Origin of the sequence: Sinosporangium album (genome assembly GCF_900100605.1) — a bacterium.
Lineage (GTDB): Bacteria > Actinomycetota > Actinomycetes > Streptosporangiales > Streptosporangiaceae > Sinosporangium > Sinosporangium album.
The window spans coordinates 1-18,971 of sequence record NZ_FNCN01000054.1 but is presented as its reverse complement, the minus strand read 5'-3'; the positions used below and the strand labels follow the sequence as shown (position 1 = coordinate 18,971).

The following is an 18,971-nucleotide window of genomic DNA, read 5'->3' as shown; positions in this document are numbered from 1 at the left end:
GAAGCCGACGCCCTGGAAGTCGATGATGCGGCTGCCGAACTGGCGGCGTTCGGCGGCGTAGGCGGTGGCGGCGTCGAGGGCGGCCTGGGCGACTCCGACGGCGCAGGCGGCGATGCCGAGGCGTCCGCCGTCGAGGGCGGACATGGCGATGCGGAAGCCTTGGCCTTCGCCGCCGGTGAGGGCCTCAGGCGGCAGGCGCAGGCCGTCGAAGCGGACCTGGGCGGTCGGGGAGGAGCGCAGGCCCATCTTGTGCTCGGGCTTGCCGAAGGACAGGCCCGCGGTGCCGGCGGGCACGTGGAAGCAGGAGATGCCGCGGACGCCGTCGTCGGAGGTGCGGGCCATGAGGGTGTAGAAGTCGGCGGCGCCGCCGTGGGTGATCCAGGCCTTGACGCCGTCGACGGTGTAGCCGTCGCCGTCGCGGACGGCCCGGGTGGTGAGGGCTGCGGCGTCGGAGCCGGAGTTCGGCTCCGACAGGCAGTACGCTCCGAGCCGGCCGCCGGCGAGCATGTCGGGCAGGAGTTCGGCGCGGCGTTTCTCGTCGGCGTAGAACGCGACGGGGAAGCAGGACAGGGTGTGCACGGAGACGCCGAGGCCGACAGCGAGCCATCCGGTGGCGAGCTCTTCGACGCCCCGACCTGGCCGTAGGGGCTCGCGCGGCGGTAGCCGTACGAGTGGAAAAGCCCGCCCCGGAGGGCGGGCCGGGCGCGGGAGGCTAGACCACGACGAGGTCGCGGGGCCGGTTGTTGAGGCGCTCGCCGCCGTGAGCGCCGCAGATGACGATGTCCTCGATGCGGGCGCCGTGGCGGCCGGGGAGGTAGATGCCCGGTTCGACGGAGAAGGCGTTGCCTTCGGCGAGCGGGGTGGTGTTGCCGGAGACGATGTAGGGCTCTTCGTGGGTTTCGATGCCGATGCCGTGGCCGGTGCGGTGGATGAAGTGGTCGCCGTAGCCGGCTTCGGCGATCACTTGGCGGGCGGCGGCGTCGATCGACTCGCAGGTCACGCCGGGCCGTACGGCGGCGCAGGCGGCGTCCTGGGCGCGCTGGAGCACGTCGTAGTAGGCGGTGAAGTCGGCGGGGGGCTCGCCGACGCTGTAGGTGCGGGTGGAGTCGGAGCAGTAGCCGCTCGGCATGGTGCCGCCGATGTCGACGACGACGGCGTCGCCGGGCTCGATGACCCGGTCGGAGAGGTCGTGGTGGGGGCTGGCGCCGTTGGGTCCGGAGGCGACGATGACGAAGTCGACCGTGGCGTGGCCGGAGGCGATGATGGCGTCGGCGATGTCCCTGCCGACTTCGCGTTCGGTACGGCCGGGGCGCAGCAAACCGGGCACCTGGGCGTGGACGGCGTCGATGGCGGCGCCCGCTTCGCGCAGGGCGGCGGCCTCGGCGGGGCTCTTGCGTGAGCGCAGGGCGGCGAGCACGGTGCCGGCGAGCACCTGCTCGGTGTCGGGCATGGCGGAGCGGAACCGCAGCGACTGCATGGCCCACATGTGGTCGGCGAGGCCGACGGTATCGGCGCGGCCGAGGCGTTTCGCGACGTGCGCGTAGGGGTCGTCGGTCTCGTCCCAGGGCACGAACTCGACGCCGAGGCGCGCGGCGGGCGAGTGCTGCGCGGCGGGGAGTTCGAGGCGGGGCACCATGAGGAAGGCGTCGCCGTCGGCGGGCACGGCCAGGCAGGTGAGCCGCTCCAGGGGCAGGGCGCTGTAGCCGGTGACGTAGCGCAGGTCGGGCCCGGGGGTCAGCAGCAGGGCGGAGAGTCCCGCCTCGGCGGTGGCTTCGCGCACGGCGGCGAGGCGGGTCACGGGGTAGAGGTCAGAGGACTCCGATGTCACGGGTTCCAATCTAGCCCTCTCGCCGTTGGAAGATATATGGGGAAACACCCCTTTACCTGCGTGGGGCATGTGACCGGGGACAAGGGAAACCTGAGAAAAGCTCTCACTCTGGCGGGGTCGATCGCTACACTCCGTGGGAAAGTGATAACGCATTGCTTGGGCATATTGCCCCTCTCCCCCTCCTTTGTCTGAGAGCGAGCGACATGGTCGGCGTCATGGGCGGCCCCCAGCCGCATCTCCCCCGCCAGGACGACCACCAGGACGACCACCCCGACGGCCCCGTGGAAGCCCACCGGGAATCCGGCCGGGAAGGCCACCAGGAAGCCCACCGCGAAGGCCACCGGGCCGGGCACCGGGACGGGCCCCTCACCCTGCGGTCCGACGGTGATCTCACTTCACGTTCTCCCCGACGGCCCGCCCTGCCGGGCGTCGGCCTCGATCCGGAGCCGATGCCGGCCGACGAGGCACTCCGCCTCGGCGGCGTGTTCGTCGAGCCGCCCACCTCGCGGGGGCGGCCCCCGCGAGGGCCCGGTTTACTGCCGACGCAGCTCACCCACGCGCAGCGGCTCGGCGGCATGGGCTGGGTGGAGTGGAACCTGCGCACGGGCAAGGGCATTTGGTCCGAGCACGTCTATGTGATCTTCGACAGGAGCCCGTCTGACGGCCCGGTCAGGCTGCACGACCTGGCCGCGCACGTGGACCCGCGGGACCGCACCGCGCTCGACCGCCTGCTGTGGACCGCCGCGCAAGGCCGCGAACCGGTGCAGGCGGAGTTCCGGATCCACCCCGGGGCCGGGGCGCGCGACGTCTGCATGGTACTCGACGCGGTGTTCGGGCCGGAGGGCGCCGCCACGGCCGTCCACGGGGTCGTCCAGGACATCACCGAGCGGCGCAGCACCGAGAGGGCGATGAGCGAGGCGCGGGCACGCGCCGCCGAGGAGCGCACCGTGATGCTGGCGCTGCGCAACGCGATCCTCCCCGAGTTCGCCCCGTCGAGCGACCTGTCCAGGGTGAAGATCGCGGTCCGCTACGTGCCCGCCGAGCAGACCGCGCGGCTCGGCGGCGACTGGTACGAGGCGGCCCCGCTGCCCGACGGCCGCCTGCTGCTGGCCGTGGGCGACGTGTCGGGGCACGGGCTGCCCGCCATCGCGCACATGGCGAAGCTCCGCCACGCCCTGGTCGGCCTCACGATGACCGGCCGTTCGGCGGACGCGCTGCTGGACTGGCTGAACGAGCTGGTGCTGCACGGCGCGGGCGCGTCCTTCGAGGACGCGACGGCGACCGCGGTGGTGGGCCATCTCGACCCGGCGAGCGGGGTGTTCACCTGGGCGCAGGCCGGGCATCCGGCTCCGATCCTGGTGCGCGACGGCGTGGCCCGTCGGCTGCGGTCGCCGTCCGGCATCCTGCTCGGGGCCGACCGCGACCTTCCGTACGAGCTGGCCCGCGTACGGCTCCGCGCCCGGGACGTGCTGCTGCTGTTCACCGACGGGCTGGTGGAGCGGCGCGGTCGCGACATCGGCGTCGGGCTCGACCTGGCGCGGCGCGCGGCGGCCGAGGCGCTGGCCGCCGACCCGTACGGCGACCTGGACGGCGATCTGGACGGCGGCCTGGACCGGCTCCTCGCCGCGGTCGGGGGGCCGAACCCGGATGACGACGCGTGTCTGCTGGCCGTCCGGCTGAGGGAGGGGCCGAGGGCTGTAACAATGGCCGCATGCCCCGTCTGATGCTTTTGGACACGCCGTCGCTCTACTTCCGTGCCTTCTACGGCGTCCCCGAATCGATGACCGCGCCGGACGGCATGCCCGTCAACGCGGTCAGGGGCCTCATCGACATGATCGCCACCCTTGTGCGCACCCACTCCCCCGACGAGCTGGTGGCGTGCATGGACGCCGACTGGCGGCCGGCGTTCCGGGTGGCGGCCATCCCCACGTACAAGGCTCACCGGGTGGCGCAGGGCGACGAGGAGGAAGTGCCCGACACACTGGCGCCGCAGGTGCCGGTGATCGAAGCGGTGCTCGACGCGGTGGGCGTCGCGCGCATCGGCGTGGAGGGGTTCGAGGCCGACGACGTGATCGGCACCTGTACGGCGAGAGCCACCGGCCCGGTCGACATCGTCACCGGCGACCGCGACCTGTTCCAGCTCGTGGACGACGCCCGTCCGGTCCGCGTCCTTTACACAGTAAGGGGAATCCGCAACCTCCAGATCCTCGACGAGGCCGCCGTGGCCGCCAAGTACGGCATCCCCGGCCGCGGCTACGCCGACTTCGCCACGCTCCGCGGCGACCCCAGCGACGGCCTACCAGGCGTCCCCGGCGTCGGCGACAAGACCGCCGCCGCCCTCATCACCCGCTTCGGCTCCCTTGAGGCCCTGCTCGCCGCCCTCGACACCGGCCAGACCGACGGCTTCCCCGCCGGCAGCCGCAACCGGCTCACCACCGCCCGCGACTACCTCCGCGTCGCCCCCGCAGTCGTACGCGTCGCCCACGACGCCCCCCTGCCGGACATCCCCCTGGCCCTGCCGACCGCCCCCCGCGACCCGGACGCGCTAGTGGCCCTGTCCGACAAGTACGGCCTGGACAGCCCCCTCGGCCGCCTCCTCGGCGCGCTTGCCAAACCCGCGGACTCATAATCCGTGGGTCGTGGGTTCAAGTCCCACCCGCCCTACTCACCAATACCGCGTTCGACCTGGGGTTTCTAGGTCCTCGCCGGCCTTTTCATCGTGGTTGGCGCGGCCAGTGCCGACCCAGTGATCGGGCGCGACGGCCAGGTACGCCTGGCTGTCGCCCCCAGGTTCGGTCGTATCCTGGCCGCTCTCGTCAGTGGCTGCCTGACCACTCGGAGAAGGACCTGGATCAGCCAGCGGCGTCCGCGGCGCTACGCCGGTTTGCGGGCAGGTTGGGCTTCTTATCGGTCCAGCCGGTCTGCTCGACCGCCTCGAAGGAGAAGCCAGCCGCCCCCTGCTTCGACGGATCCGGTGCGTTGGTGTGCTCCAGCGCCAGCGGCAGCCCGGTTTCGGTGTCCACCACGAACCGGTCGACGCCCTCAGCCTCGCCTGTGTCGGTCGTACGCGGGATGCTGACGGCCTGGCCGCGGCGGCCGAGCGGGTCAGTGGCCTCGCCGTCGGCCGTCACGCCGGGCAGGGACGCGATCATCCGGTACGCAGCGGCCCGTACCTCCGGTGACACCGGGAAGTGCATGATGATACGCACGCCCATGTCGTAGAGCCGCGGGTCGGCGTCCTGGCCCAGGCGCGGTCCGGTGCCATTTGCGGCATTCTTCTTGATGACCGACTCCAGGTAGTCCCGGAGCCCTTCGGGGGTCGACGGCAGCTTGCCCAGCTGGTCCAGGGTCATCGGCTCGCCGTTGGTAAGCACGCCCAACGACCCGCCCGCGTCCTCCCGCCATGCCTCGCGCGCATTCGCGGCACCGGTGATCGTCCGGCTCTTCGTCAGGAAGGATTTACCGCCCTTGGTGACGCGCTTCGCCGGGTACGTCCAGGTCTTCGGTGAGCCGTCGGCGCGCCATGCCTCTTCGTCCTCCGAGGTGGCGGGCTTGGCCCCCAGGAACTGGATGATCCTCCAGGTGGGCTTGCCCGCCACCGGGGACGCCCACAGTTCCTCGGAGTAGGTCTTCTCCAGCAGGTACTTTCCGTTCGGGGCGGGCTCAGTGCTGCCGCTGACGACACGGTTCACCCAGTAGTCGCCGTTCGCGGAAGTCTTCGCGACCGATGCCGCGGCGGCAAGCAGGATCTGCCGGGCCGTCGGCTTCGTGTTGGGCCGCGCCGACGAGCCGGTGGACGCGTCCGCCGAGGGCGGCTGGGCGAGGGTGATGGAGTCCGGGCCGCCCGGGGCCGTGCCCGACGTGATCACCACGGTGACGGCGGCCGCCGCACCGAGCAGCCCCACCCCGAGCGCCGTCCACCTGGCCGTGCGCAGCGCCCTGCGGCGGTTCCCCGCCTCCGCTTCGGCCCGGCGCGAGTGAGGAGGGGTCTGCGTGTCCACGTGAAGGTTCTCCTGAGGGTTCGGGGTGATCGTCTGGGCGGTGAAGGAGGCGACGAGCCGGGCACGGCCCTCGGCAGTCACCTGCGGGGAGGGGCGAGGAGCGGAGAGCAGGTCCCGCACCGCGTTCAGGTCATCCATCTGCGTCTCCAAAGTCTTCCTGCAGCGGGTTGACGCCGCCGAGGGCGCCGCGAAGCTTCCGGCGAGCGCGGTTGAGCCGGGACCCGACGGTGCCCGGAGGGATGTCGAGAGCCTGGGCGATCTCCTCGTAGCCGAGCCCGGCAAGGGCAGTGAGGAGCAGCACGTCGCGGTCGGCCTCGGAAAGCACCTCCAGCGCGGACGCGAGCTGCCCCCGCGCGCCGACGGCGACCAGGCGCTGAGCCACGAGATCCTCGTGGCCTGAGTCCGTCACGCGTTCGACCGGCGTCCGCTGGAGGGCCTGAAGGCGGCGGGCCTCGCTCCTACGGTGCTGGGCGACCAGGTTGGTCGCGATCCCGTAGAGCCAGGTTCGTACCTGGCCGCGTGCCCCGTTGAAGCTCTCCTGCTTGCGGAACGCCACAAGGAACGTTTCGGCGGCGAGATCGTCGGCGACCTGCGTCCCCAGTCGCCCGGCCACGTACTGGTAGATTTCAGGGAAGTAGCGATCGTAGAGAACCGCGAACCGGTCGGGAAAACGCCGAGATTGCTCGACGAGCGTGGCGTCGTCAATCCCGTGCGGGGGCTGGGAGACCCTCGGCAGGGCCATCATGCGCCCTCCCGCCAGCTGGCTACGGGGATGCGTTTACTGTGGTTCACACTATTACTCCGTCGGAGCCTGGATTCTTCTTCACGAGCTCCCGGTGCACCCTTCCCAGGGAATGCCTGTGCGGTGCGGATCAGGGGGCGGGGTTTCACGCGCCGTCGCGGCGGTTATTGGGTGCCAAGAACTCGGCCGCCCTATGCGACCTGCACATATTCGTGGATCAGCCCGCCGAGGCGGTCACGCCGGATGACCTTGATATCGTCCTCGACCGCGTCGGGAAGGGCTCGCAGCGGGGCGGCCTGGCCCAGGGAGCGATGCGGGCGATGCTCATTGAAGTGGGTCTCGTAGATCGCCAGCACGCGTCGTAAGTGGCGGGCGCTGGGCTTGGGGATGCGCGGCGGCCCGCGCGCAGGCCTGCCGGACACGGCTGGCGTGACCACGAGTGAGGGCGCTTACGTCGCCGCGGCGGCGTCCGGACTGGTGGCCCTCTTCGAGGCGGAGCCCGCCACCTTCACGGTGGCACAGTTCGCTCGCGACCGGAATACCGACCAGACCAGCACGTTTGGCATTAATCGAATGGTCAAGAGTGCGCCATCAGGCCCGCGTTGCCCCGCGGCGGGCTGACGATTACTCGCCGGTTACTCGCGTGTACGCGGTACGGCATGGCACCATGCGGCATTTCTAGACATTTTGGTGGCGGACAATACGCGCCGCGTCCATGGCTTTCGCCCCGGCTCCGATAGGCTCAGCACTCCCTCGTCTCACCCGAAATGGTCGAAACCCTGGCGGCACCGGGAGATGGGCAGCCCCGAAGAGATCGACCGGCTGACGGGCCTGCCCGAAGGGGGGGACTTCACCCAGGTGTGGTCGTGGATCGACCGCGGCGAGGGGCGCGTACGCGCACGGTTCTGGGCACCGCGGATCGGTAAGGGGGAGGACGAGGCGTGCGGGAGCGCGTCCATGCTCTTGACTCTCAAGCTCGACCGGGCTCTGGAAGTGATCCATGGACGGTACGGGGCAGTGATCCGCACCCGGCCGGTCGACGGCGTCGAGGTGGAGTTGGGTGGTCGCTGCGTTCTCGAAGAGCCGGGCGAGACGATCAGATCAAGGGTGACCGAGCTCTATATTTGAACTGACCACTGACCATGCTGTCCGGAAACTTCAGGGCACATCACCCCACCTCGCGGGCATGGATCGGACACACGCCCTCAGGTCCCCACACGACGCGTCACCCCTGGTAGGCGATATGACTTGCGTAGCATATCACTTTGAAGGCATAATTCCATCGTGGACATCGACTGGCCAGCCGACTTCGGTAACTGGCTCGACCGGCTGGAAGCCGACGCACGCGCGGGAGACGAACATTCACGCCTCATGCTGGTCCTCACGGCTCGCGCATTGGATCAGCTACGAAATCTATCCGAACCACCGGATCGAGAAGAGGAGCTAGCCACTCTGCGATGGGTCCGCCAGTCGCGACGCTACCCCCTGTGGCGAGTCTCCCACGCCTATCATCCGGAAGTAGCGGTACGGCTGATCTGCTGGTTCCCGCCTGACACCGGCAAGGTGGTCGTCGCGCTGTTCGCCGGAAACAAAGCAAGGCTGGGCGACCTGTTCTACAACGGCGTCGCCGCCCGAGCAGATGCCTTGATCGACCAGTGGAAACGGGAGACGTCCTACGAGGAGAAGCCATGACCGAGTCAGAGAACACTACGTTTGTGCACGGTAACGAGCACCTGAATCGGCTGCTGTCCGACCCGGAGCTCGCTGCCGAGGTCGCCCAGGCCAACGAGGCGGCCGAAGAGATGGACCGAAGCTACGCGATGAACCTTGCGATGATCCGCAAGGCCGGGCAGATGACCCAAGTGGAAGTAGCCCGCAAGCTCGGGGTTGGACAGGGGGTGGTATCCCGGCTGGAGAACCGCAACGACATGCTGCTGTCCACCCTGTACGACTACCTGATGGCCACCGGGGCCGACAGCGCGAGCATCGTGGTCACCGTCCACGGATCCCGGATAGAACTCGATCTCGGTCAACTAAGGCATAGCCACCTCCAATAGCGCTCCGCTTGATCACATTCGTGTCCGGATGAAACAGCACACGAACACGTGGGGACTTCCTCCTCGTCGAACATGAAGAACGCCTCTGTCGACCACATCGCGGAGCGGCCGATGCCGATCGGGATCACGCCTAGCGACACCGTGGGCATGACGCTCACGCTGAGGAGGTGTCCGTTCGCGAGGTCGTGGAGAACTCCCGGACTGTCGCGGCTGTAGCACGTGAGATCGGCGTACGCGATACAACGCTCGGCAATTGGGTCAAGGTCTACCGCCAGAAGCATGCCGCAGACGAGCCGACGCTGAATTTCTCCGACCGGGCGCGTCTGCGCGAACTCGAACGGGAGAACCGGGAACTGCAGCAGAAGGTCGCTTTCCTGGAAAAAGTGTCGGCATACTTTGCGTCGGGGCAGCGGTAAGCGACAAGTACGCCTTCATCGCGGCGGAAGGGTGAGGGTGAAGGTGGCGCGGACGCGCAGCACGTAGGCCTGCCGGTGCTGCTCCAGGAAGGTGCAGGCGCCGTGCACCTCGTCGCCGGTCAGGGAATCCAGGTGGACGCCGCCGGCGTAGGCGTCGGACGGCAGGTCGATCCCCAGTTCCCTCTTGGTGGCGGACGCCAGGTCGACCGGTAGCCCCGTGGTGATCGCCGTGACGGGGTCGGCGATCTGCTCGGTGGGGATCTACTGCCGGGCGGCGATCAGCGCATGTCCGGTTCCGGCTCGGATGTAGGCCGGGTAGACGGTGTTGACGCCGTTGTCGATGCCGCCCGCGCAGCCCATGTGCCGGCGTTGGGCTCCGGCCGCGGCAGTGCCTTTTTTCTTGCCCCGATTCGTCCAGTGCGCCGTTGGTCAGGTCGGCGGGGCCGACGGCGAAGCGGCGCACCGCGCTCATCGCGACGTGGTTGCCCCATCGGGTCCGGTTCAGCAGCCGCTGAGTGTCGCGATCACGAGTGGCTGCTTTAGTTGCGCCCGCTTCCGATCACAAGATCGCATCGGCCTATCGCGCATCCGTACTGATCACACCATGAATGGCAACTGCCGCACTTGCACGTCCGACAAAATGTCAGAGTCTCGACCCCAAGCCATCCAGAGTCCCGAAGTGCGAATACTTCTCATATATTTCCGGTTTCGGCAAACCGAAATGGCCAATAATTTACAATTGACACCTATAGGGCTAGGAATATATCTTCAAGAAACTCGGGGCATAAGCAGCCTTTCAAAGGGAGGCGAATCCATGCCTTTAGATATCGTCGAAAATTTTCTCGAATCGATCGACGTCCCCTCACTTCCATGGAACGCTCCTTCGAATAAGGCGGCGGACCTGATTCCCCATCACGTATTGATTGGCCGTGGAGGCGACGGGTTGGAGGTGGCCATCGCCTCCTGCCTTTCAGGTCCGCCTCCGGCCGAAGCCGTGCGGCGACTGCAGAGGCACCGCCACGACAGCCGACCTGCCCCAGTACTCCTCGCGGTCCTGTATCGGGACGGCGAGACCGTCAAAGCGTCAACCTGTGGAGTGTCCGACCCACTTACCAATGTCGATGTCGACCGGCTGGCACGCGCGTGCTCGGAGGCGTTCAGAGAACCTGACGGCCATTTCGCCAGGCGCGCATTGGAGCGCATGCTTCCCGCTCTGGCCGACCCGGATGACATCGCCGGCCTGCACAACATTGGTCTCTTCGCCACCCATGAACTCCGAACCGGCGTCCCTTACCGCAGCGACTGGACGTCGGCGTCCGCCACGGCAAAACCGCTCCTGGGACTGCGTGGCCTGAGCCTCATTCATGGTCTCGGATACGGGACCTCCGCTGAAAGTTCCGCCGCGATGCTGCTCACGGAACGGGGGAGTTCCCGAGCCGTCGCCGTGCTGCTGGACGATGAAGAGGTCTTCGATCGTCCGGCGCCGCGGTTCGATGCCGTTTCTCCGGTCTCCTACGCAATAGCGGTGGGGACACGGCTCGGCCTGCCCTGGGTGATCGTCGTGCGGGGCAGCCGAATCCGGCTGCATCCAGTGGCCCCAGCCGTCGGAGTCGGGCGGCAGAGCCAGGGGGAGACCTACTTCGAACTCGATCTGGCTCTGCTTCGCGAGGACGCCGCCGGATACCTCCAGTTGATTTTCTCCCCCGCGGCGCTCGGCCCCGGCGGGACGGTGCACGACATCCTGCGCTCGTCGTCCCAGTTCGCCGCCAATCTGGGGGGGCGTCTAAGGGAGCGTGTTTACCACGATGTCGTCCCTGGGCTGGCCGTAGCCGTGGCACGACGTATGCAAGCTGCGACCGACGGCGAGTTACAGGAGGCCTACCAGCACTCCTTGGTCATCCTGTTCCGGCTCCTTTTCACTGCTTACGCTGAAGACCGTGGGCTCTTGCCGTATGGCCGGAACGAGCACTACACACGCCATGCCGCGAAGACCCTCGCCCGGAACTTCACCGCCGAACCAGGCCAGACGTTCGACCCGTCGGCGACGGCACTGTGGGACGACATGGCCGCCGTCTGGAATGCCATCGACTGCGGAAACCAGGGTTGGAACGTTCCTGCTTACAACGGCGGGCTTTTCTCTTCTGACGGGCACACCAATCCCTCGGGAGCAGCCCTGGCGTCCCTGCGTCTCAGCGACGCGGAATTCGGGCCGGCTCTGCGCGCCCTATTGGTGGACGTTGGTCCAGACGGCACTCGGGGTCCAGTGGACTTCCGTTCCCTGAGCGTCCGCGAGTTCGGTACATGCTACGAAGGCTTGCTGGAGTCGTCCCTGTCGATCGCCCCAGGACCACTCAAGATCGACAAGGAGGGTTCGTTCATACCGGCCATCGGTGGGGACCAAGCAGCCGTGCACTCGGGTGACATCTACTTTCACAACCGTTCAGGAAAGCGAAAATCGACAGGTTCCTACTTCACCAAGTCATTCGCGGTTGAGCACCTGCTGGACACGGCGCTCGAACCGGCGCTCAGCACCCACCTCGACCGGGTACGTGCGCTCCTGAACTCGGGTGATAACGCCGAGGCCGCCAACGCGTTCTTCGACTTCCGAATGGCGGACTTGGCGATGGGATCGGGGCACTTCCTCATCGCGGCGATCGATCGGATCGAGTCCCGATTCACGACCTTCCTGACTGAGCATCCCATTGCCGCAGTCCACGACGAGCTGAGTAGGCTTTCCGCCGCCGCTCGCGCGCAACTGTATGACCATGCTGACGAGGTGGAGATCGAAACCTCCGCGCTGCTGCGGCGTCAGATAGCCCGCCGCTGCGTCTACGGGCTGGATCTGAACCCGATGGCAGTCGAACTGGCCCGACTCGCGGTCTGGATCCATACCTTCGTCCCTGGTCTGCCCATGTCCTCGCTCGACCACGGACTGGTCGTCGGTAACAGCCTCACCGGAATCGGGACGATCGAAGAGGTCGTAGAGGTCCTCGACCCGAAGAGCGCGACCATGGGTGCTGTCAGTCTGTTCGAGGAGCCGATCAAAGAGGCGCTGGGGACAGCTCGGGAAAGGCTCGCCCGGGTCGCGCTCACCGCTGAGGCCACCAAGCAGGAGGTGACGGAGGCCCGCATCGCCCACGAGCAGGCGCTGGAGGATGCGTCGGACGCGCGTGCCCTGTTCGATGCAGCCGTGGCGATGCGGCTGGGGCTCATCAAGCCGCTGGTCACCCCCGAGCAGGCCGTCGCGGCCGGGCACACGCCCGGGGTGCACGACCGGTTGGACGAACTGGGGGTGACACACTTTCCGCTCCGTTTCCCCGAGGTCTTCCTGCGGGAGCGACCGGGCTTCGATGTGCTTCTGGGAAACCCTCCGTGGGAGAAGGTGAAGGTCGAAGAGCACCAGTGGTGGGGCCTGCGTTTCCCTGGGCTTCGATCGATGTCACAGCAGGAGCGGCGCACGGCTCTCGCGCGGCACCGGGCGGAGCGGCCCGATCTGGTCGCTGAGTACGAGGCCGAAATCAAGGCCGTACAGGTGGTCAAGCAAGCGCTGAGCGTGGGACCGTTTCCCGGGCTGCGAGCAGCCACTGACACGGACCTGTCATTGGCGTTCGCATGGCGCTTCTGGCATCTGCTGCGCGAAGGCGGACGGCTTGGTGTGGTGCTGCCGCGGACGGTTCTCAACGGCACCGCCGGAGCCAAGTTCCGGCGAATCGTCCTCGCGGAAGGAGCATTCGCCGACGTAACAATGCTGGTCAACAATCGCCACTGGGTCTTTGAGGAGGTGCATCCGCAGTACATGATCGGTCTGGCGACCTTGGTCAAAGGTGTTGGACATTCGGGCAGCCTGGAATTGCACGGGCCCTTCTTTTCCCGGCTGGAGTTCGACGAGGGAGCCCAGCTCTCCGGCCATGTGGTCGACGCCGACACTTTTGTTTCCTGGTCGGATGGAGCTTCCTTTCCGGTACTCCCGCGGAAAGACAGCATGGAACTTTTTCTCAAGCTCCGCTCTCACCCTCGGCTCGACTCCTCCGAAGACGCAAGCGAATTCGTCCCTCTACGTGAGCTGCACTCCACCGCAGACAAGGCGCTCTTCGACCTGAAGCAAAGCGAGCGCACTGGAGACGTGCCCGTGCTCACGGTCGGATCGTTCAACCTGTGGCGTCCGGACTACGGCTCTCCCTATGCCTACGCCAATTCCTCGAAAGTCATCCCTTTTCTGCACTCGAAGCGGAAACGACAGATCAGGTTGCCAACCAGTGCCATGTATGGAATGCCGGAGAAGTGGGCACTGGACCCGGCCACGCTTCCGTGTCTACACCCACGTATCGTCTTCCGGGACACCGCTCGAGGAATCGATTCCCGAACCATCATCGCGGCGCTGATACCTGGCGGCACAACGATGGTCCATTCGGCACCGTATTTATTGCGGCGACGGGGAACGGCTGCGGACGAGGCCTACCTGCTCGGTGTCTTATGCAGCGTGGTGCTCGACTGGTATGCCCGCCGCTACGTTGAGCTTCACGTTACTGCCGGGATCATGTCGGCGCTTCCCATTCCTCAACCGACCGGGGACAGCCCGATACGCCGCAGAGCAATCATCCTCTCCGGTCGGCTTGCAGCAGTAGACAGCCGCTATGCGGAGTGGGCCGAAGAAGTCGGTGTGCCGGTGGGCTCTGTCAACTCCGAAACCGAGCGGCAGGACCTCATCGCCGAACTGGACGCGCTCGTGGCCTTGCTCTACGGCTTGGATCGCGGCGAGGTCATCCATGTCTTTGCGACCTTCCACCGCGGATGGGATCACTCGGAACGCCTCACCGCCGTACTGCGCCACTTCGAAGCGTGGAAGGCCAACGTGGCGTGACCACCCCTTCAGAGGACTTCCGACCCACATTCTCCACCAACCGCCCCCAGAGCACGGTCGCGGACGCAATCAATGCTCTCTTGGCCGGGATGCGGACCACACTGGCCGCCCCGCCTCCAGTCTCGATCGCAACCGCCTACTTCAACCCGGCCGGTTTCGGCCTCCTGGCCGACGAACTGGAACAAGCTGGCCAAGTGCGACTCCTCCTAGGAGCCGACCCAGACCAGACCCGGCCCCGGATTCGCCCTCTGGCCGTCGGCAGCGGCAGGCGGGGGGAACGCCAGCAGATCAAGCGCGTATTAGAGGGTCATCTTCGCCGATTGGAGGAGGACCGCGACCTGATCGGCTTCACCATCGAGGCCGACGCCGCGGCCCGGCGCCTGGTCGACTGGCTGCATTCGGGCCGGGTCGAGGTTCGCCGCTACGAAACCGGCTTCCTGCACGGCAAGGCATTCGTCGTTGACGGTTCCCTTCCAGGAGTGATCGCCGGATCGAGCAACTTTACTTACGCCGGTCTGGCCGTCAACAAGGAACTCAACCTCGGCCAGTACGATCCGGCGACCGTCCGCGAAGTGCGCGAGTGGTACGAGGAGATGTGGCGTGCGGCCGCTCCCTTTGACCTGTCCGCACTGTACGAGTCGCGCTGGCTGCCTCACAGCCCTTGGGAGGTGTTCCTGCGGATGCTGTATGAGCTGTACGGAGCGGAGGTCGAACAGGAACAGCGGGCCCGATCCTCCTCACGACTCAAATTGACCGCGTTCCAGTCGGACGGAGTGTGGCGAGCCCAGCGGATCCTTGACCGGCTGAACGGCGTGATCGTCGCCGACGAGGTCGGTCTCGGCAAGACGTTCATCGCTGGAGAGATCCTGCATGAGACGGTGATCGCCAACCGCCAGAAGGCCCTCGTCATCGCACCAGCGACTTTGCGGGACTCCACCTGGGACCCGTTTCTGCGCGAGCGCAACCTGCGTGCCGACGTCATCTCCTTCGAGGAACTGGCGACAGGCCTGCCCACCGCTGGCCGGGCCGGTGCGGTCCTGCAGGATCCCGACGAATACGCGCTGGTCGTTGTGGACGAAGCCCACGCACTCCGCAACGCCGCCACCAAGCGGGCCGAGGCGCTGCGCGCGTTACTGACCGGCGCTGTCCCCAAGCGGGTAGTCCTGCTCACCGCGACGCCCGTCAACAACAGCCTGATCGACTTGTACAACCTGATCTCTTATTTCGTCACCAATGACGCGGCCTTCGCCGAATCAGGAGTTCCTTCGCTGCGGAGGTACTTCGACCGGGCCATGGCGATGAGTCCTGACGATCTCTCCCCTAAGCACTTGTTCGACGTGTTGGACAAAGTGGCGGTCCGTCGCACACGGCGGTTCGTCCGTCACCACTATGTCGGAGACCGTGTGGCGATCAATGGAGTGGTACGGCACATCACGTTCCCCACTCCGAAGGTTCGCCGCGTTGACTACGACCTGGACAAGGCCCTCCCCGGCCTTTTCGACCGGCTGGCCACAGCGCTCGGCGCCCATGTGAACCATTCCGACCGTATCGAGGATGGTGGCTCGGCAGTCTTGCTGGATGCTCCCGGCGAAGTGCTCACGCTGGCTCGGTACGTCCCGTCTCGCTTCCGACGTGGTGGCGACGAGGAGCAGTACGAGCAACAGAATGCAGGGCTCCTGCGCTCTGCGCTACTCAAGCGGTTCGAGTCTTCGGCCTATGCCTTCCAGCGCACTCTGGACAAGATGATTGACGGGCATGAGGCCTTCTTGTTCGCGCTCAACCACGGCGTGGTCCTCACCGGGGACGCGCTACGAGAGTGGATCTCTTCAGACGGTGATGATCTGGACGATTTCCTTTCCTCTCTCAACGCCGCCGACGACAACAACGTGCGGAATGCGGGTGAGTTCGACGCTGCCGCGTTGGGCGCCGCCGTACGAGCGGACCTTTTCCTCCTCGTTTCCTTCCGCGACGAAGTCCAGGACCATCAGGCAGGTCCAGATCCCAAGGTCGACATGCTGGTCGAGGAACTCGCTGTCATCGCCGAGGAAGCCGCGGCGGAGGGGATCACTCCGCAACAGACGCGAGATAAACGCAAGACGCTGGTCTTCTCCTACTACTCCGATACCGTCGACCACATCCACATGCGGCTACTCGCCGCGGTTGAAACCGATCCTAGGTTGGCCTGTTACCGCGACCGTATCGCCACCGCGTCCGGTCCCGACCGCTCCGGGCGTGCTGAGGTCATCGCCGGTTTCTCACCCCGCACCGCAGGCGGCGGCGTTGAGGAGGACCGGTACGACCTGATCATCACCACGGACGTACTGGCTGAGGGTGTCAACCTTCAACAGGCCCGACACATTGTCAACTACGACCTGCCGTGGAACCCGATGCGGCTCGTTCAACGGCATGGCCGCATCGACCGCATCGGCTCCGACCACGGCGCCGTTTTCCTGCGTTGTTTCTTCCCTGACGAGCAACTCGAGCGCCTCCTCGGCCTTGAGGAGCGTCTGCAGCGCAAGCTCAAGCAGGCTTCCGCCGCCACTGGCGTCGGCGACGTGCTCCCTGGTTTCACCGGCCACGACGTCAACCTGACTGAGACACGTGAGGAGATAGATCGGCTGCGCCATGAGGACGCCACTCTCTTCGAAACCGGCGGCGCCTCAGCTCTCTCGGGCGAGGAGTACCGCCGCCGACTTCAGGCCGAACTTCGCCACTCCTTCGTCCGCCAGGCCGTGCTGCAGCTGCCCTGGGGTAGCGGGTCTGGTTTCGTTCAAATCAGTAGTACACAGCCCGGATTGATCTTCTGCGCTCGAATTGGTGATCACCCACGCCCCTGGTTCCGATACGTGCCATTGGGCGCTGGTCTCGAGGCCACAGTGGATGAGCAGGGCCGTCCCATCGTGGTCAGCGACACCCTCGCGTGCCTGGCGGCCGCCGATCCCGGCGGCCAACAGGTCCCGGCAGCACTGACCGAGGACGTCTACCGCGCCGCGTTCAGTGCCTGGACGCATGCCCGGCAAGACATCCTCACCTCGTGGATGCGCAATGCCGACCCGGCGAACCTGCAGCAACCCGTTCCCAAGGTCATGCGCGAGGCCGCCGACCTCGTCCGCAGGCATGGCGCATACCTGGGAGCACAACAGGACGATCTGGTCAGCCGACTCCAAGCCCCTTACAGCCCGCGCATCCTTCGCGCCGTCCGAGACGGCTTGGCCCATCCGGGAGCCGCCAGGCAACGAGTGGACCACCTGGCTGAACTTGCCGATCGGCTTGGCCTTATACGGCAACCCTCCCCCGAGCCTCTGCCGACCATCACCGAGGATGACATCCGTCTGGTCTGCTGGCTCGCCACCGTCCCCGGACAGCTGACCTGTTGAATCTGCATGCCGATGAGGATCGAGGGAGCCGCAGCCTGAGCGGAGTCCTGCGAGTTCGACTTGCCGAACTCAATCACTCCGCTGGATACAACTAACATCCGAGATCGCTAATCCCCTTGCCCGAGGGTGATCGCCGGAGTCCCTCGCAGGAGTATCGTGTGGTGCTGTGACTCGCCGCCCTCCTGACGATCATCTGGATGACCTGATCGAGGAGGACGCTGCGAGCGTTCGCTGGGAACTGCTGCGCGGGTTCGGCGGCGAAACCACCGGCCAGAAGATCCCGACGCCACCCACGCCCTGATCCGCAAGGAGATTCAGGACTCGGAGCTGAAGACGTTCCTTCTCGCCGTCGCGGCACCACGCTCGCTGTTCTCCGACGGCTTCCTAGACGATCAGCGCCGATACCTGGAGCAGGTCTCCTGAGGCCTCCGCGCGTGACCTGCGCGACCGGCGTTGTGACCGAGCGGCGCAAGGGCGCCCTCCTCCGCCAGGCGCTCTCGTTCCAGGGCCTGGCGGATTGCGCCGCTCGTCCAGCGAGGCTCGCGAAGCGACGCCGCGCAGGCAGAACCACATATGGTTCATGAATGATACGGTCGTTTTCATGACGACCGTTTCTAACATGAATGAGCACGGCCGTAGCGCACCGAGACACGTCGACGTGCTGATCATCGGGGCCGGCCTCTCTGGCATCGGGGCCGCCTGGCACCTCCAGCGCGAGCGCGAATGGACATACGCGGTGCTCGAAGCCCGCGACCGCCCCGGTGGCACGTGGGACCTGTTCCGATACCCCGGCGTCCGCTCGGACTCGGACATGGTCACCCTCAGCTACGCCTTCCAGCCGTGGAGAGGGAAGAAATCGATGGCCGACGGCGACAGCATTCGCCGCTACATCGAGGACACCGCCCGCGAGCACGGCATCGACCAGCACGTCCGCTACGGCTGCAAGGTGACGGCCGCCGAGTGGTCCTGGGAGGACAACCTCTGGCTGGTCCGGACCGAGCAGGGCGGACGCTCCGGCACGTGGACGTGCTCGTTCCTCTACATCTGCGCCGGCTACTACGACTACGAACAGGGCCATCAGCCGAACTTCGAGGGCGTGGAGGCCTTCGGTGGCCGCTTCGTGCACCCCCAGTTCTGGCCGGACGACCTCGATGTCACCGGCGAACGGGTCGTGGTGATCGGCAGCGGAGCCACCGCGATCACGCTCGTCCCGGCGCTGGCCAAGACGGCGGCGCACGTCACGATGCTCCAGCGCTCGCCGACCTACCTCAGCTCGCAGCCTGACGTCGACAAGGCGGCCGACGCGCTGCGCCGGATGCTTCCCGCCCGGCTCGCGCACGGCCTGGTGCGCGCCAGGAACGTGCTGAGCAGCCAGTTGACCTACTGGCTGAGCAGGCGCTACCCGGAGCAGACCAAGCGGCATCTCCGCGGGGCCATCCTCCGGTACCTGCCGGATGCGGCCTACGTGGACCGGCACTTCGCACCCCGCTACCAGCCCTGGGACCAGCGGCTGTGCGTCGTGACCAACGGCGACTTCTTCCGCGACGTGGCCGCCGGGCGGGCATCGGTGGTCACCGACCGCATCGCCCGATTCGTGGAGCACGGGATCGCGCTGGAGTCCGGCGACGAGATACACGCCGACGTGGTCGTCTCCGCGACAGGACTGTCGCTGGTCCCCCTCGGCGCGAT

At 66.8% G+C, this 18,971-nt stretch carries 14 protein-coding genes and 1 pseudogene; 10 read left to right on the top strand and 5 right to left on the bottom strand.

Annotated features, from left to right (window positions below; genetic code table 11):
- Window positions 1–627: pseudogene (locus BLQ73_RS29515) on the bottom strand (acyl-CoA dehydrogenase family protein); the annotation flags it as partial.
- An 85-nt stretch (window positions 628–712) separates the two neighbouring features.
- Complete coding sequence (locus BLQ73_RS29510) at window positions 713–1,828, bottom strand: M24 family metallopeptidase (protein WP_245691545.1); 1,116 nt, start codon at window positions 1,826–1,828, stop codon at window positions 713–715.
- Between the two features lie 215 nt (window positions 1,829–2,043).
- Between BLQ73_RS29510 and BLQ73_RS29505 the strand changes: the two genes are divergently transcribed.
- Window positions 2,044–3,552 (top strand): PP2C family protein-serine/threonine phosphatase, encoded by a 1,509-nt coding sequence (locus tag BLQ73_RS29505; RefSeq protein ID WP_245691544.1) that lies wholly within the window; start codon window positions 2,044–2,046, stop codon window positions 3,550–3,552.
- Entirely contained in the window at window positions 3,540–4,457 is a 918-nt protein-coding gene (locus BLQ73_RS29500) for a 5'-3' exonuclease (protein WP_093175909.1), read from the top strand. The genes BLQ73_RS29505 and BLQ73_RS29500 overlap by 13 nt, the downstream gene beginning before the upstream one ends.
- A 223-nt stretch (window positions 4,458–4,680) precedes the next feature.
- Here the strand turns inward: BLQ73_RS29500 and BLQ73_RS29495 are convergent, their stop codons facing one another.
- The 3 genes from BLQ73_RS29495 to BLQ73_RS31860 all read right to left on the bottom strand — a co-directional run bounded on the left by BLQ73_RS29495 (window position 4,681) and on the right by BLQ73_RS31860 (window position 6,993).
- Window positions 4,681–5,967 (bottom strand): CU044_5270 family protein, encoded by a 1,287-nt coding sequence (locus tag BLQ73_RS29495; RefSeq protein ID WP_093175907.1) that lies wholly within the window; start codon window positions 5,965–5,967, stop codon window positions 4,681–4,683.
- Window positions 5,960–6,574: an RNA polymerase sigma factor gene (locus tag BLQ73_RS29490; protein ID WP_245691543.1), complete on the bottom strand. Its 615-nt coding sequence runs from the start codon at window positions 6,572–6,574 to the stop codon at window positions 5,960–5,962. Before BLQ73_RS29490 ends, BLQ73_RS29495 begins: the two co-directional genes overlap by 8 nt.
- A gap of 188 nt (window positions 6,575–6,762) precedes the next feature.
- Window positions 6,763–6,993 carry an integrase core domain-containing protein gene (locus BLQ73_RS31860; protein WP_420820049.1) on the bottom strand — a complete coding sequence of 77 codons (231 nt, stop codon included), beginning with the start codon at window positions 6,991–6,993 and terminating at the stop codon, window positions 6,763–6,765.
- Between the two features lie 373 nt (window positions 6,994–7,366).
- Here BLQ73_RS31860 and BLQ73_RS29480 point away from each other — a divergent pair, with 373 nt between their 5' ends.
- The 8 genes from BLQ73_RS29480 to BLQ73_RS29450 all read left to right on the top strand — a co-directional run.
- A complete protein-coding gene (locus BLQ73_RS29480) occupies window positions 7,367–7,699 on the top strand; it encodes a hypothetical protein (protein WP_093175904.1) in 333 nt (110 codons plus the stop codon).
- 156 nt (window positions 7,700–7,855) lie between these two features.
- On the top strand, window positions 7,856–8,263 hold the full coding sequence (locus BLQ73_RS29475; RefSeq protein WP_093175902.1) for a hypothetical protein: 408 nt from the start codon (window positions 7,856–7,858) through the stop codon (window positions 8,261–8,263).
- Window positions 8,260–8,628: a helix-turn-helix domain-containing protein gene (locus BLQ73_RS29470; protein WP_093175900.1), complete on the top strand. Its 369-nt coding sequence runs from the start codon at window positions 8,260–8,262 to the stop codon at window positions 8,626–8,628. The genes BLQ73_RS29475 and BLQ73_RS29470 overlap by 4 nt, the downstream gene beginning before the upstream one ends.
- A 167-nt stretch (window positions 8,629–8,795) precedes the next feature.
- Window positions 8,796–9,044 carry a transposase gene (locus tag BLQ73_RS29465; RefSeq protein ID WP_093175897.1) on the top strand — a complete coding sequence of 83 codons (249 nt, stop codon included), beginning with the start codon at window positions 8,796–8,798 and terminating at the stop codon, window positions 9,042–9,044.
- Between the two features lie 814 nt (window positions 9,045–9,858).
- Window positions 9,859–13,905 carry an Eco57I restriction-modification methylase domain-containing protein gene (locus tag BLQ73_RS29460; protein WP_093175895.1) on the top strand — a complete coding sequence of 1,349 codons (4,047 nt, stop codon included), beginning with the start codon at window positions 9,859–9,861 and terminating at the stop codon, window positions 13,903–13,905.
- Window positions 13,906–13,994: 89 nt separating this feature from the next.
- On the top strand, window positions 13,995–17,282 hold the full coding sequence (locus BLQ73_RS29455; RefSeq protein ID WP_093175914.1) for a helicase-related protein: 3,288 nt from the start codon (window positions 13,995–13,997) through the stop codon (window positions 17,280–17,282).
- A 166-nt stretch (window positions 17,283–17,448) separates the two neighbouring features.
- Complete coding sequence (locus BLQ73_RS34770) at window positions 17,449–17,583, top strand: hypothetical protein (RefSeq protein WP_275936337.1); 135 nt, start codon at window positions 17,449–17,451, stop codon at window positions 17,581–17,583.
- Window positions 17,584–17,883: 300 nt separating this feature from the next.
- A partial coding sequence (locus BLQ73_RS29450) for a flavin-containing monooxygenase (RefSeq protein ID WP_218126084.1) occupies window positions 17,884–18,971 on the top strand: 1,088 nt, incomplete at its 3' end.

Excerpts from the sequence above, each read along its gene's own strand:
- BLQ73_RS29505 (WP_245691544.1), top strand. The coding sequence starts at position 2,044 with ATGGGCGGCCCCCAGCCGCATCTCCCCCGCCAGGACGACCACCAGGAC.
- BLQ73_RS29500 (WP_093175909.1), top strand. The coding sequence starts at position 3,540 with ATGCCCCGTCTGATGCTTTTGGACACGCCGTCGCTCTACTTCCGTGCC.
- BLQ73_RS29495 (WP_093175907.1), bottom strand. The coding sequence starts at position 5,967 with ATGGATGACCTGAACGCGGTGCGGGACCTGCTCTCCGCTCCTCGCCCC.
- BLQ73_RS29490 (WP_245691543.1), bottom strand. The coding sequence starts at position 6,574 with ATGATGGCCCTGCCGAGGGTCTCCCAGCCCCCGCACGGGATTGACGAC.
- BLQ73_RS29480 (WP_093175904.1), top strand. The coding sequence starts at position 7,367 with ATGGGCAGCCCCGAAGAGATCGACCGGCTGACGGGCCTGCCCGAAGGG.
- BLQ73_RS29470 (WP_093175900.1), top strand. The coding sequence starts at position 8,260 with ATGACCGAGTCAGAGAACACTACGTTTGTGCACGGTAACGAGCACCTG.
- BLQ73_RS29460 (WP_093175895.1), top strand. The coding sequence starts at position 9,859 with ATGCCTTTAGATATCGTCGAAAATTTTCTCGAATCGATCGACGTCCCC.
- BLQ73_RS29455 (WP_093175914.1), top strand. The coding sequence starts at position 13,995 with ATGCGGACCACACTGGCCGCCCCGCCTCCAGTCTCGATCGCAACCGCC.